At 59.8% G+C, this 13,461-nt stretch carries 17 protein-coding genes; 12 read left to right on the forward strand and 5 right to left on the reverse strand.

Annotated features, from left to right (window positions below):
- Positions 1-510 carry an Lrp/AsnC family transcriptional regulator gene (locus ACYZUD_RS04380; RefSeq protein ID WP_462022781.1) on the reverse strand — a complete coding sequence of 170 codons (510 nt, stop codon included), beginning with the start codon at positions 508-510 and terminating at the stop codon, positions 1-3.
- Between the two features lie 166 nt (positions 511-676).
- On the opposite strand from ACYZUD_RS04380, the gene ACYZUD_RS04385 reads away from it, so the two are divergent.
- The 9 genes from ACYZUD_RS04385 to ACYZUD_RS04425 all read left to right on the forward strand — a co-directional run bounded on the left by ACYZUD_RS04385 (position 677) and on the right by ACYZUD_RS04425 (position 8,317).
- The gene (locus tag ACYZUD_RS04385) at positions 677-1,693 is read left to right on the forward strand and encodes a 1-aminocyclopropane-1-carboxylate deaminase (protein ID WP_462022782.1); all 1,017 of its coding nucleotides are present in this window, start codon (positions 677-679) and stop codon (positions 1,691-1,693) included.
- Between the two features lie 144 nt (positions 1,694-1,837).
- Positions 1,838-2,302: a transketolase gene (locus ACYZUD_RS04390; RefSeq protein WP_462022783.1), complete on the forward strand. Its 465-nt coding sequence runs from the start codon at positions 1,838-1,840 to the stop codon at positions 2,300-2,302.
- A gap of 52 nt (positions 2,303-2,354) precedes the next feature.
- Positions 2,355-2,774, forward strand: a complete 420-nt coding sequence (locus ACYZUD_RS04395) for a hypothetical protein (protein ID WP_462022784.1) — start codon at positions 2,355-2,357, stop codon at positions 2,772-2,774.
- A complete protein-coding gene (mdeB, locus tag ACYZUD_RS04400; RefSeq protein ID WP_462022785.1) occupies positions 2,771-5,470 on the forward strand; it encodes an alpha-ketoglutarate dehydrogenase in 2,700 nt (899 codons plus the stop codon). The genes ACYZUD_RS04395 and mdeB overlap by 4 nt, the downstream gene beginning before the upstream one ends.
- Before the next feature lie 40 nt (positions 5,471-5,510).
- Entirely contained in the window at positions 5,511-6,794 is a 1,284-nt protein-coding gene (locus tag ACYZUD_RS04405; RefSeq protein ID WP_462022786.1) for a dihydrolipoyllysine-residue acetyltransferase, read from the forward strand.
- 213 nt (positions 6,795-7,007) lie between these two features.
- Positions 7,008-7,208 (forward strand): YbdD/YjiX family protein, encoded by a 201-nt coding sequence (locus tag ACYZUD_RS04410; protein WP_150643097.1) that lies wholly within the window; start codon positions 7,008-7,010, stop codon positions 7,206-7,208.
- 158 nt (positions 7,209-7,366) lie between these two features.
- The gene (locus ACYZUD_RS04415; protein WP_462022787.1) at positions 7,367-7,873 is read left to right on the forward strand and encodes a GNAT family N-acetyltransferase; all 507 of its coding nucleotides are present in this window, start codon (positions 7,367-7,369) and stop codon (positions 7,871-7,873) included.
- Complete coding sequence (locus ACYZUD_RS04420) at positions 7,864-8,112, forward strand: NUDIX domain-containing protein (protein WP_462022788.1); 249 nt, start codon at positions 7,864-7,866, stop codon at positions 8,110-8,112. The genes ACYZUD_RS04415 and ACYZUD_RS04420 overlap by 10 nt, the downstream gene beginning before the upstream one ends.
- Positions 8,113-8,128: 16 nt before the next feature.
- Positions 8,129-8,317 carry a hypothetical protein gene (locus tag ACYZUD_RS04425; protein ID WP_462022789.1) on the forward strand — a complete coding sequence of 63 codons (189 nt, stop codon included), beginning with the start codon at positions 8,129-8,131 and terminating at the stop codon, positions 8,315-8,317.
- Between the two features lie 5 nt (positions 8,318-8,322).
- On the opposite strand, the gene ACYZUD_RS04430 is transcribed toward ACYZUD_RS04425, so the two are convergent.
- The 3 genes from ACYZUD_RS04430 to ACYZUD_RS04440 are packed head-to-tail and all read right to left on the reverse strand — an operon-like array spanning position 8,323 to position 9,606.
- Entirely contained in the window at positions 8,323-8,601 is a 279-nt protein-coding gene (locus ACYZUD_RS04430) for a Rho-binding antiterminator (protein WP_462022790.1), read from the reverse strand.
- 4 nt (positions 8,602-8,605) lie between these two features.
- Positions 8,606-8,866, reverse strand: a complete 261-nt coding sequence (locus tag ACYZUD_RS04435; RefSeq protein WP_462025182.1) for a DUF2024 family protein — start codon at positions 8,864-8,866, stop codon at positions 8,606-8,608.
- A complete protein-coding gene (locus ACYZUD_RS04440) occupies positions 8,866-9,606 on the reverse strand; it encodes a hypothetical protein (RefSeq protein ID WP_462022791.1) in 741 nt (246 codons plus the stop codon). Before ACYZUD_RS04440 ends, ACYZUD_RS04435 begins: the two co-directional genes overlap by 1 nt.
- Positions 9,607-9,738: 132 nt before the next feature.
- On the opposite strand from ACYZUD_RS04440, the gene ACYZUD_RS04445 reads away from it, so the two are divergent.
- The 3 genes from ACYZUD_RS04445 to ACYZUD_RS04455 all read left to right on the forward strand — a co-directional run bounded on the left by ACYZUD_RS04445 (position 9,739) and on the right by ACYZUD_RS04455 (position 12,412).
- Complete coding sequence (locus ACYZUD_RS04445) at positions 9,739-10,299, forward strand: MarR family winged helix-turn-helix transcriptional regulator (protein WP_462022792.1); 561 nt, start codon at positions 9,739-9,741, stop codon at positions 10,297-10,299.
- 224 nt (positions 10,300-10,523) lie between these two features.
- A complete protein-coding gene (locus ACYZUD_RS04450) occupies positions 10,524-11,744 on the forward strand; it encodes a helix-turn-helix domain-containing protein (protein WP_462022793.1) in 1,221 nt (406 codons plus the stop codon).
- 35 nt (positions 11,745-11,779) lie between these two features.
- Positions 11,780-12,412, forward strand: coding sequence for a Vgb family protein (locus ACYZUD_RS04455; RefSeq protein WP_462022794.1), 633 nt, complete (start codon positions 11,780-11,782; stop codon positions 12,410-12,412).
- A 28-nt stretch (positions 12,413-12,440) separates the two neighbouring features.
- On the opposite strand, the gene ACYZUD_RS04460 is transcribed toward ACYZUD_RS04455, so the two are convergent.
- On the reverse strand, positions 12,441-13,352 hold the full coding sequence (locus ACYZUD_RS04460) for a LysR substrate-binding domain-containing protein (RefSeq protein ID WP_462022795.1): 912 nt from the start codon (positions 13,350-13,352) through the stop codon (positions 12,441-12,443).
- Positions 13,353-13,461 lie beyond the last annotated feature (109 nt).

Consider the following 13,461-nt stretch of genomic DNA (forward strand, 5'->3'; position numbering starts at 1 on the left):
TCAAATGGGTATGTGTGGTGTCGACACGACCTGGCGCAAACCCATGAACGAACGGATCTGCCGAACCCCGGGCAAGTACAGCAACTGCTCCGCGTGCAGCCGGTTGAAACTATTGCTGTCCTTGGTTCGCAACAACATGAAGTAGTCGAATTCCCCCGTCACCACATGGCATTCCATGCAGCCGGAGACCTTTTGTGCCGCTGCTTCGAAGGCTGCGAAGGATTCTGGCGTGGAGCGATCCAGCACCACGCCGATCAACACCACCATTCCCGCATCCAGCGCTTGATTGTCCAGCAACGCCACGATGCCCTTGATCAGGCCCACCTGTTTGAGGCGTTCGACGCGCCGCAGGCAGGCCGGTGCACTCAGTTTGACCTTCTCGGCGAGCGCCACATTGGAGATGGAAGCATCGCGCTGCAGGGTCTTGAGAATGGCGCGGTCGGTCCGGTCAAGCGGGTGCGGCTCTGCGGCTGAGGCGCCGGATTTTTTATGTGTGTTTGTTGCTTTCATATGGGTTTCTACACAATAAAGTTATGTTCTGATTCTTATATTCGAAATTATGCTTCTTTAATTGATGGAAACTTGCAACACATATTTTCAGGTTTCTTCTTAATATTGGTTGCATCGAAGCCCCCCTGAAAGAGCTTGGATATCCCACCATTTAAGGAGCAGCGTCATGAACCTGAATCGTTTTAAACGTTATCCGTTGACCTTCGGTCCTTCTCCCATCACCCCCCTGAAACGCCTCAGTGAACACCTGGGCGGCAAGGTCGAGTTGTATGCCAAACGTGAAGACTGCAACAGTGGCCTGGCCTTCGGCGGGAACAAGACGCGCAAGCTCGAATACCTGATTCCCGAGGCGATCGAGCAGGGCTGCGACACCCTGGTCTCCATCGGTGGCATCCAGTCGAACCAGACCCGCCAGGTGGCGGCCGTCGCCGCTCACCTGGGCATGAAGTGCGTGCTGGTACAGGAAAACTGGGTGAACTACTCCGACGCCGTGTATGACCGGGTAGGGAACATCGAGATGTCGCGCATCATGGGCGCCGATGTACGACTTGACGCCGCCGGGTTCGACATCGGCATCCGACCTAGCTGGGAGAAGGCCATGAGCGACGTGGTGGAGCGGGGCGGCAAGCCGTTCCCGATCCCGGCGGGTTGTTCCGAGCATCCCTATGGCGGCCTTGGCTTCGTCGGCTTTGCCGAGGAAGTACGGCAACAGGAAAAAGAACTGGGCTTCCAGTTTGACTACATCGTGGTCTGCTCCGTGACCGGCAGTACCCAGGCGGGCATGGTCGTCGGGTTTGCTGCGGACGGCCGTTCGAAAAGGGTGATCGGCGTCGATGCCTCGGCCAAGCCCGAGAAGACCAAGGCACAAATCCTGCGCATCGCCCAACACACGGCTGATCTGGTGGAACTGGGCCGCGAGATCACGGAGGACGACGTGATTCTCGATACGCGCTTCGCCTATCCGGAATATGGCTTGCCCAACGAAGGGACGCTGGAAGCGATTCGCCTTTGCGGCAGCCTTGAGGGCGTGCTGACAGACCCGGTGTATGAGGGCAAATCCATGCACGGGATGATCGAGATGGTGCGTCGTGGTGAATTCCCTGAAGGCTCGAAAGTGCTTTACGCGCACCTGGGCGGGGCGCCTGCGCTGAATGCCTACAGCTTCCTGTTTCGCAACGGCTGAAAAACTGTGGGAGCGAGCCTGCTCGCGAATGCGCTATCACAGGCAACATTGATGGCGACTGATCCACAGCTTTCGCGAGCAGGCACGCTCCCACAGGGGCCATGACATCAGGATCAAACCCTTCAAACCGCCGGGAGTACCGCCATGCAGGCGACATCGCAATCCGCAGTCTGGATCAAGGAACCCTCGGCGGATGCCGGGGTGGTCATCGTGACCAGCGCCGCGTTGCCCAAATACATGATCGACAAGCTGCACGTGGCGATCGACGACTGGGACCAGGTGGCTTACCTGGTCGTCACGCAATCCAGGGCGTTGATGCTCGACTGGTTGCGGGTCGGCTCCAATCCGGAGCAATCAAGTCTGGTCGATGGGTGTGATGCCAGCCAATTGCTGTGCTCCGTCTCCAAAGGCAGCTTTTTACTGGATGTCGAAGTCGGCGCGGTGCCTGGCCTGACGTGGCTGGGGTCCGTCTGCGGCCACCCGTTGCGCGTCGTCGAACTGGGAACAGTCGCGTCATCCAGCGCGGCGATGGATCGACAGGTTGAAGAAGTTTTATCGGTGACCCGACGTCTGGCGAAAAGCGTGCTGCAGGAGCGCGGTGTCATTTAGTGAATGTCCTTGTCCTGCTGAATCAACCACTCCAATAAGAAAGGCAACGCCTATGAGCCAAACTGCCGACCGTCGTAACACCGCCCGGAAGTGGATGCGCGAGCCGTCAAGTTGCACGCGCATCGTTGTGATCGCCGCAGGACTCGACAGTGAACATATCGATTTGATTCACCACAGTTTCAGTTGTTTTGAAAACATTGCACTGATGCAGATTGATGCTGCGCCTATTAACGTCGGAGTGTTTGAAGCGCCCATAGCCACGTGTGATTACTGTCTGGTCGTGGTCGGCGAACTGGATAAACGCTACTTACGCCATTTGCCCAAGCGCAGAATCAGTATTTACCCGATCGCCGAGGACGCCACGACCGAGCGTTCGGTCATTGAAGCGGTGGAGCACGTTAAAAGCCTTGCCCGAGCTACCCCGCCACCTCGCGGTGATATCGAAACAGCCCTTTGCAGGAGATGCCCATGAACCCGTCCGATCTTCACGCCCACTTGCCGGGCCAGACAACGGAAGACGCCCAGGAAATCGCTGAATGGCGCGATGCGTTGCTATCCGTCATTGCCCATGGTGGAGCCGGGCAGGCCAAGCAAATCATGGACATGCTGGTCACGCTGGCAAGCGCCTCCGATATGGGCTGGCGGCCCAACCACGGCACGCCCTACATCAATACGATCAGTGTCGAGCAGCAACCGGTGTTTCCGGGTGATCTGGCCATGGAAGAACGCCTGGCCTCGATCATGCGCTGGAATGCCTTGGCCATGGTTGCCAGGGCCAATCAGGCCTATGGCGAACTGGGCGGTCACATCGCCAGTTATGCGAGCGCCGCCGACTTGTTTGAAGTGGGCTTCAACCACTTCTTCAAGGCACGCACCGAAACCAGCGGCGGTGACCTGGTGTTCTACCAACCGCACTCGGCGCCAGGCGTCTATGCGCGCGCCTTTCTTGAGGGACGCCTTGAGGAAAAAGATCTGCAGCACTATCGGCAAGAGATCGGTGCGCGTGCCAATGGCGCCCGGGGATTGTCGAGCTACCCGCACCCCTGGCTGATGCCGGACTTCTGGCAGTTCCCGACCGGTTCCATGGGCATCGGTCCGATCAGTTCGATCTACCAGGCGCGCTTCATGCGTTACCTGGAGCATCGCGGCCTGCAAAACACCGCCGGGCGCACCGTTTGGGGGGTGTTTGGCGACGGTGAAATGGACGAACCGGAAAGCATGTCGGCCCTGACACTGGCGGCCCGAGAAGGGCTGGATAATCTGGTGTGGGTGGTCAACTGCAACCTCCAGCGCCTGGACGGTCCGGTGCGTGGCAATGGTCGCATCATCGACGAACTTGAGGCGCTGTTCGGTGGTGCTGGCTGGAACGTCATCAAGCTGGTCTGGGGCTCCGACTGGGATGGACTGTTTGCCCGGGATAAAGACGGCGCGCTGGTCCAGGCCTTGTCCGCAACCGTCGATGGCCAGTTCCAGACGTTTGCCGCAAAAGACGGGCGCTTCAACCGTGATCAATTCTTTGGCCAGAACGAAGCATTGGCGCATTTGGCCCAAGGCCTGACCGATGAGCAGATCGATCGCCTCAAGCGCGGTGGCCACGATGTGGTGAAGATCTTTGCGGCGTATCAAAGCGCGATGCTTGAGGGCAAAAAGCCCACCGTGATTCTGGCGCAAACCAAGAAAGGCTTCGGCATGGGTGACGCCGGGCAGGGCAAGATGACCGTGCACCAGCAGAAGAAGCTCGACAGGGAAGCGTTGATCGCGTTCCGCAACCGTTTCAACCTGCCGTTGACCGATGAACAGGCCGCCTCGCTGAGCTTCTTCAAGCCCGCCGACGACAGTGCCGAAATGCGTTACCTGCATGAGCGCCGCCGTGCGTTGGGCGGGTATATGCCATCGCGGCCCGTCACTTCCGAGTCATTGGCCGTACCTGACGTCAACAGCTACGCCGGGTTTGCCATCGCCGCCGAAGGCAAGGAAATGTCCACCACCATGGCCTTCGTGCGGATGCTCAGCGGTTTGCTCCGGGACAAGCAACTGGGGCCGCGCATCGTGCCGATCGTGGCGGATGAGGCGCGCACCTTCGGCATGGCCAGTTTGTTCAAGCAGATCGGCATCTACTCCAGCGTGGGGCAGCGCTACGAGCCAGAGGACATCGGCTCGATCCTCAGTTATCGAGAGGCACTGGATGGCCAGATTCTCGAAGAGGGCATCAGCGAGGCCGGCGCCATCAGTTCCTGGGTAGCGGCCGCGACCAGCTATTCGGTGCATGGCCTGCCGATGTTGCCGTTCTACATCTACTACTCGATGTTCGGCTTCCAGCGCATCGGCGACCTGATCTGGGCGGCGGCGGATCAGCGGGCGCGGGGGTTCCTGCTCGGCGCCACGGCCGGGCGCACGACGCTGGGCGGCGAAGGCTTGCAGCACCAGGATGGCAATAGTCACTTGATGGCTTCGATGGTGCCCAACTGCCGCGCCTACGACCCGGCGTTCGCCGGTGAGTTTGCGGTGATTCTGGATCACGGCATGCGCCAGATGCTGGAGCGTCAGGTCGACGAGTTTTATTACGTCACCTTGATGAACGAAAACTACCCGCAGCCCAACCTTCCGGAAGGCGTTGAGCAAGCGATTATCAAGGGCATGTATCTGTTCGCCCGGCATGAAGTCGAAGACGCACGGGGCAGCGTCCAGTTGCTGGGCTCCGGCGCCATCCTCGGTGAGGTGATCGCCGCCGCCGAGTTGCTGGCCAGCGACTGGAACATCGACAGCGAGGTCTGGAGCGTCACCAGCTTCACCGAGCTGGCGCGTGATGCCCGTGAAGTGGAGCGCTGGAATCGCCTTCATCCAGAACAACCTGCGCGGCGCAGCCATGTGCAGGAGTCGCTCAACGACTCGGCACCGATCATTGCCTGCACCGATTACGTCCGTGCCTTGCCGCAGTTGATCTCAAGTTACCTCAAGGCCCGTTACACCGTGCTCGGCACCGACGGTTTTGGACGCAGCGATACCCGCAGCCAGCTGCGCAGGTTTTTCGAAGTGGACCGCTATCAGATTGTCTTGAGCGCGCTGACCTCGCTGGTTCACGAAGGGCGCCTCGACGCCAGTGTCTGTGCCGAGGCGATTGCACGGTACGCCATCGACATTGACACCGCGGCCCCTTGGGAAGCTTGAAGCCGGATTCGCGGCAGAGTCGAATTTTCAGGAAATGGTTATGAAGAATGTGCATGAAGTTCGTATGCCCGACATCGGCGATGCCAAGGATGTCGGTGTCATAGAAATCCTCGCCAGGGCGGGCGATGCGGTGGTCGAAGGGCAGACCCTGATCATTGTCGAGACCGACAAGGCGTCCATGGAAATTCCGTCGCCGCAAACGGGCGTCCTGCAATCGTTGGCGGTGAAGCTGGATGACAAAGTCAGTGAAGGTTCGCCGATTGCCTTTATCGAGTGCGTTCAGCAACCGTTGGAGCCCGCGCAATCGGCGGTTCCTGTGCAACCTGTTGCGGCGCCAATCGCCGAACCCGTTGCACTACTTGCCGAACCCGAGCGGGTCGTTTCAGCGCCGTCGCCCACCGACACGAATGATTCACCCACGGAGTCGCCGCTGGCATCGCCCTCGGTGCGCAAGTTCTCTCGGGAACTGGGTGTTTCGCTCACGGCCATTCAGGGCACAGGGCTGCGTAATCGCATCACCAAAGAGGATGTGTTGGCCCATGTAAAACGTGCGCTGACCTCCCAGGTGCCCGCCGCAAATGCTCAGCCGCTGGGCGGGTTGCTGCCCTGGCCGGTGGTTGATTTCGCCAAGTACGGGCCGGTGGAGCGCAAGGCACTTTCCCGGATCAGGAAAATCAGCGGGGCCAATCTGCATCGCAACTGGGTGATGATCCCTCACGTCACCAATCACGACGACGCGGATATCACGCTGCTCGAACAGTTCCGCGTGCAGGTGAACAAGGAAAAAGCGGACAGCGGGGTAAAGCTGACATTGCTGGCGTTATTGATGAAAGCCTGTGCGGCGGCGCTGCAAAAATTTCCGGAGTTCAATGCCAGTCTCAATGGCGATGAACTGGTACTCAAACGGTACTTCCATATCGGTTTTGCCGCCGATACGCCAGAGGGATTGGTCGTCCCGGTGATCAAGGATGTGGACCAGAAAGGCGTGCTGGCGATTGCCCGGGAAATGTCGGAGCTGGCGGCCAAGGCCCGTGCGGGCAAGTTGAGCGGTGCCGATATGAGCGGCGGGTGCTTTTCCATCTCATCGTTGGGCGGGATCGGCGGGACTTATTTCACGCCGATCATCAATGCGCCCGAGGTGGCGATCCTGGGGGTGGGTAAAAGTGTTGAGAGACTCGCGCTGGACGGCGGGCAAGTCGTTGCGCGGACCGTTCTGCCACTGAGCCTGAGTTGGGATCATCGCGTCATCGATGGTGCCGCAGCGGGGCGGTTCAATGCCTATCTGAGCAGTGTCCTGGCGGATTACCGCAGGCTCGCCCTGTAGGAGCTGACGAGTGAAACGAGGCTGCGATCTTTTGATGTTGTGTTTAAAGAGCAAGATCAAAAGATCGCAGTCTCGTTTCACTCGACAGCTCCTACACAGCTCCTGCAGTTCTGCCGGGGATACTTGGGAATACAAATTGCCCGGGCGCTGACACATTGCAGATACATGAGCGCGGTTACATGGGACCGTCCAACACCACAGAGAGACACTGCCATGTACCGCAAACTGCAGCATGCCGCCAAGTTCCTCAGCCAGAGCGCGCGCTTGATGGTGGGCGTCCCGGATTACGACAACTACGTCGCGCAAATGGCATTGAATCATCCAGACCAGCCGGTCATGAGCTATTCAGCGTTTTTCCGTGAACGTCAGGAAGCACGCTACGGCAACCGGACCTGCACGACGCGGTGCTGCTGAACGCCGGTTGATCGGCAGCCACCCAAAAAGCCCCGTCCCTTTCCAGAGGGCGGGGCTTTTTTCGTTTTCGAGACCGGAAGGCCGTCCGGATGCGACCGCTTTTATCCGGGGCCTGCAATCAGTAATCTGTCACACCGACATTTGGATGGAGCCAAATCATGCTACTCACCCACCGCCCTGTCAGGGCTGAAGATGTTCTGGCGATCTGCAACTTCCCTCAAAACCCTCAAGAGCTGTTTTTTATGTTTCCGAAGGCGCAGTACCCGCTGACGGACGCCCAACTGCTTGCATCGATTGCCCAGCGTTCTGACTCAACGGTGGTTGAGGAGAACGGTTCCGTTGTTGGTTTTGCGAACTTTTATAAGGTTGAGCGTGAGGGTGTTTGCGCGATCGGCAACGTGATCGTGTCCCCCAGGGCCCGGGGAAAGGGAGTGGCGAAGTTTTTGGTGGAGACGATGGTGGCGCTGGCGTTTGACCGTCACCGGGCCAGTGAAGTGCAGCTTTCGTGCTTCAACGAGAACACGGCGGGGTTGCTGTTGTATCCGCAGCTCGGGTTTGTGCCGTTTGGGATTGAGGAACGGCTGTCGTCAGACGGTCGTCGGGTAGCGCTTTTAAACATGAGGTTACTCACCCAAGCCCAGCCGATGGACATTCCATGCGCGTAGACAAGGCTTGTCCGGTAGTGCTGCGCAACATCGAGCAGCTGGAGATCTTGGCGTTCCGTCATCCGTTGGCAGGTCTGCAACTGGTCAAGGGCAGTGTTGAGCCGGGAGAGTTGACTGGCGCAGCGGCTGTCCGGGAGTTGTTCGCGTTCTTCTGGCATCCGTTGGCGAGCGAGCCCAGTGAAGAATGGCATCAGATCTTTAAGGATGCCCTGGCGTTTTTAAGGCAGCGCATGCGTTGAGCGTGCGGTGTTTTAAATGGCCTCTGGACTGTTCTCGCCCACCAAGGGGATTCTCGGGCGTTTTCATGACGCGACCGGCCACAACTTCAGCCGCTCGTTCGACCAGTCGGCCGCGATGGCCCTGCCTTCGGCCAATGTCCAGCAATGGCAAAAAAGCCTGATGCAACTGGCCGCCACGGCGGACGTGATGCTCGACCCCAACTGACAGGGCTAGAAAGAGCAGGCCGCACCTTGAAGCACGACGCGTCCAAACTGCGCATTATCGTCTAGCGGCGTCACGGCCAGTAGTTGATCCAGGCGGATCTCCTGTTGGCCGTTTGCCGTTTCAACGACAAGGAATTCTTCCTTGGTGCTAGCGGTTCGCGTCGTCAGCGCTTTGGCGACCAGGCGCTCACCGTCGATCAACTCGACATCCAGTCGATATCCGCGCAGGCAGGCGATCTCCAGATAGTCGTGCAGATCGCAGTTCAAAGGCTGATACGCGTTCATGTCGTTACTCCTGGCAACCTTGCAGTTTGATGATGTAGTGACCTTGCTTGCTGATCGCCTCGGCCACCACCGGGTTCGTCGGTTCAACGTGGCAGAACCGGCAAATATTCTGAGAAATATCTTCGTCCTGAACGCCCTGTTCATCAAGGAACCGGCGTGCGTACGACTTCGCCAGTTCAGCGTCGTTGCTGTCGATCAGCACATCGAAATGCAGGTAACGTCCGTCTTTGGTGCGCACGTGGGTGTCGAATATTTTGATGGTCATCATTTGCTCTCCTTCAGTTTCCAGGTGCCGGGCAGGGACAGGTCACCCGAGGCGATGTCATAGACGCTGCTGACGCACAGCAGCGGGTTGTGCAGGTCGGCGTTGACCTTCAGTGCAGCGGTGACGCCGTCGTAGTTGAAGCTTTCGGGGAAACCCACGGCCGCCAGTGGCACACGAATCTGCGCGGCGTTTTTTGCGACGCTCAGGTCGTAGCCGGGGGAGTCGATGTAGATGGGCGCGCCCGGCCACGTCGCTGGCAACTTGGGTTTCGCATCCTTAGGGATGTCACGCACTTTCAGGCCACCGGGCCCGCAGCTTTCGTCCTTGGTCAGGACCACCCAGTGGGAATGCCAGAGGCCACCGTCGTTGTCCTTCTTGCCGTCCTTGTTTTCGTCCAGTTGCGGGGTGTCATCGAAGTCCGGGTGCGACGTCAGCGCCAGGGCGAGAATGCCCGATTTCGCTTCAAACCCGACCGCCGAGCTGTCCAGGCTGGTCGGCCAGACATAGCTGTAAACCTCGGCACCGGCGAAAGCCCCTTTGGGGGCAGGCACTCGACTGCCGGCCTTGCCGTCGACCAATTGTTCAAACACCAGGTTGCTGCCGTCCTTGAAGACGCGGGTCTGCACGAGGTCGAACGCGGCGTCGGCTTTGCCTTTCTCGCTGTGAATGCCTTCCGGGCCGTGAGCCCACGCCTGTGAGGCGAGAAGGGTGCTGATGGTCAGTGCCAGTGCGGTTTTCATGGATGCCTCCATCTCAAAATGCGTTGAATTGTTGTTTCGAATCGATACCACAAAGCCTACGGTAAAGCCGGCCTTTGTCAATATGGTTTTTATTCGATACTATTTATCAACGCTCTTGATCAGGAAATACCCGTGTTATTTGATCTGCTGGAAAGACTGTCGAGCCTGACGCGCGTCTGGTTCCGCGAGCACCCCAAGCTGACGGATCTGCAGCCGATTCAGTTGAGTGCCCTGATGTATCTGGGGCGCTGCAATCGCTACTCCAATACGCCGTTGGCGGTCACTGAATACCTGGGGCTGACCAAGGGCACGGTGTCGCAATCGCTCAAGGCCCTGGAAAGCAAAGGCCTGCTGATAAAAACCCAGGACGCCAAGGACAAACGCAGCGTGCACCTGGAGTTGACCGCACCGGCCCGAACGCTGCTGGATGCCGTGACACCACCGGATTTCCTGGTCGCCGCCGCCCGGCGCATGGGCGCGCGTGCACAGGATCTGGAAGGGCTGCTGCTGGAGCTGTTGAGGAACATTCAGCAAGGGGAAGACGTGCCGGGTTTCGGGCTTTGCCGAACCTGCCGTTTTCATCAGAAGGTGGCAGGGGCGGCTTTTTGTGGGTTGACCCAGGAACCGCTGAAGTCGAGGGAAATCGATTTGATTTGTCGGGAGCATCAATTGCCCCAGACCACAGAGGATTGAGTAAAGCGGTGTTTGATAGGGCCTCATCGCGAGCAGGCTCGCTCCCACAGGGATTTGTGTTTTGGATCACTATCGCGCGAGCTACACAAAACCTGTGGGAGCGAGCCTGCTCGCGATGGGGCCCTATCAAACGCAGAAAACCCCGGCCCAGTCCTCATCCTGCCACGTGACTAGACTACCCAGAGTTACCCAACGGCAGGAGCAACAACCGTGACGCCACTCCTATGGACTCATTGATCACCGCAGCGGCACGAGCCCTCGCAGCCGGCGATCCGCTCGGCGCACTGGACCGGATCGCCTTGCGCGACGACGCACCGGCGCTCGCGCTGCGGGGCATCGCGATGGCGCAGCTCGGCGATCTGGTTCGGGCGACGGCGCTGGTGAAACGTGCGGCGCGGGCGTTTGGCCCCAAAGAGGCATTGGCCCGGGCGCGGTGTGTGGTCGCCGAGGCCGAGATCGCACTGGCCTCGCGGGATCTGGGCTGGCCGGTGAAGGCGCTTGAGTCGGCGCGGTTGACGCTGGAGGCTCACGGGGATCGGGTGAACGCCGCTCATGCGCGCTATCTGCAGATTCGGCGATTGTTGCTGATCGGACAGCTCGACGAGGCAGAACAAAGGCTGGCCGAGCTCGACCCCGCCCCCTTGCCACCGGCATTGCGCGCTGCTCATGAACTGGTCGTGGCAGGTATCGCCATCCGACGCCTGCAATCGCAAGCGGCACGCGATGCACTCACGAGGGCCGAGCATGCTGCCGGTCTGGCCGGTATCCCGGCACTGACCGCCGAGGTCGAAAACGCGGCGCTCATCCTGGACACTCCCGCGGCGCGCCTGATTGCCCATGGCGAAGAGCGGCCAGTGTTGCTGGATGAGGTTGAAGCGTTGCTCGCCTCCAGGTCGTTGGTCGTGGACGGGTGTCGGTACTGCGTGCGAGGCGCCGGTATGTCGATTTCCCTGGCCACGCGCCCGGTGTTGTTCGTCCTCGCACGGATGTTGGCCGAAGTCTGGCCCGCCGACGTATCGAGGGAAACGCTGATCGCCCGGGCCTTCCGATTGAAACTGTCTGATGAGTCCCATCGCGCACGGTTGCGCGTCGAAATAGGACGGCTGCGCGCGGCACTGAAACCGTTGGCCGGCATCATCGCAACCCAACACGGCTTTGCGCTGGTGGCATTGGTTTCGTCCGATGTTGTGGTGCTGGCGCCACCCGTCGACGAGAAGCATGCGGCGGTATTCGCTTTCCTCGCGGAGGGTGAGTCGTGGTCGAGTTCGGCCCTGGCGCTGGCCCTGGGTGCCAGCCAGCGAACCGTGCAACGGACACTCGATACACTGGCGGCTACGGGCAAGGTGCAGTCGTTCGGCCGTGGGCGTGCGTGTCGCTGGATGACGCCGCCGGTGCCGGGTTTCGCGACGACCTTGTTACTCCCGGCGCCACTGCCGAGTGACTAGGATGAACGCCACTACCCCCTGACGAGGAAGCCCACATGAAACGTTCAACCGCTGAAGTCCTCCGTGAGTATGGCCCCTTTGCCGGTGTCGACAACGTGCACGGCGTGACCTGGGACGGTCAGCGCGTCTGGTTCGCCAGTGGCGAAAAACTCAACGCCCTCGACCCGGCGAGCGGCAAGACCCTGCGCTCGATCGACGTCGCCGCCGATGCAGGCACGGCCTTCGATGGTGAACACCTGTTCCAGATCGCCGAGGCGCGTATTCAGAAAATCGACCCGAGGACGGGGCGGGTGATCAACAGCATCCCGGCACCCGGTGGCGGCAACGATTCGGGACTCACCTGGGCCGAAGGCACGCTCTGGGTCGGCGAATACCGGAGCCGGAAGATTCATCAGATCGACCCCGAGACCGGGGAGGTGCTGCGCACGATCGAGTCCAACCGCTTTGTCACCGGCGTGACCTGGGTCGAAGGACAACTTTGGCATGGCACCTGGGAAGGAGACGAGAGCGAGCTGCGGCGGGTCGATTCGAAAACCGGGGAGGTTCTTGAGAGCGTCAGGATGCCGGCCGGTGTCGGCGTTTCGGGTCTTGAATCGGATGGCCGTGATCGGTTCTTCTGCGGCGGCGGTGGCAGCGGGAAGGTGAGGGCGGTTCGCCGGCCCTCATGAAAGAACGGTCAGGTGCCGGATCAGCCTCTCAGGATTTTGCCTGAGGTTTGACACCCCCGGCACCTGACTCCGTTGCCCGGCGCACAATCGCGGCAAACTGTTTAATCGCCAGGTCGTCCGAGCCGCCCCGTTTCCACAGCAGCCCCGGTGTGCGGATCGGGGTCGGGTTTTCCAGCGCGACGACACTCAGGCCCTCGGGCAACTGGATGGATTTCTCCCCGACGATCCCGGCCAGGTCTGTCTGCCGGATCAGTTCGATCATCGGCATGATCGTGTTCATTTCCGCGACGATCAGCGGTTCCGCACCTGCCGCACGGAAACATTCATCCAGCTGCTGGCGGGTGCTGAACGTCTTGGGCAGCAGCGTCATGCGCACGTTATGCAGCTCGAGCATGCGCACACAACGACGCTTGGCCAGCGGGTGTTCGTTGTTCACCACCAGCACCATTTCCTCGTTGTAGAGCGGCTCGAACCAAAGTTCATGCTCACCCTCGGGGCGGTAGGCGATACCGAGATCCAGATCCCCCGATTCAAGCCTTTCGACAATTTTGGCCTGGGACAGCTCTTCGGCAGTCACCCGTATTCCGGGGTTGCGCGATAGAAAGCTCGCCACACACTGAGGCACCAGGCGTGTGTTGAAGCTGTAAGTCGCACCGATGCGCACGCTTCCCACCATCGAACCCGCTGGCGTGCTGAGTGAGTTCACCGCGATGTCGATCTGCCGGAGTGCCGGTGCGACTTGTGCCAGCAGCGTATCCCCAGCCTCGGTGATCACCACGCGTTTGCCGACACGATCAAACAGCCGAACCCCCAGCTCATCCTCCATTTGCTTGATCTGATGGGACAGCGTCGATTGCGTGACGTGTGTCCGGTCAGCAGCGCGAGTGAAGTTCAGTGTTTCAGCCAGGGCCGAAAAGTAACGCAGGTGACGGAGTTCCATGGGTGACCTAACCAGTGATGGCATCGATGGTTTTTATGGGAATTTATCATTTTTACGCAACGTTGATAGTCATTAACCTGAAATCACTCAAGCCACTCTCGCCTTCGCT

It is taken from the genome of Pseudomonas sp. XS1P51 (genome assembly GCF_054897845.1).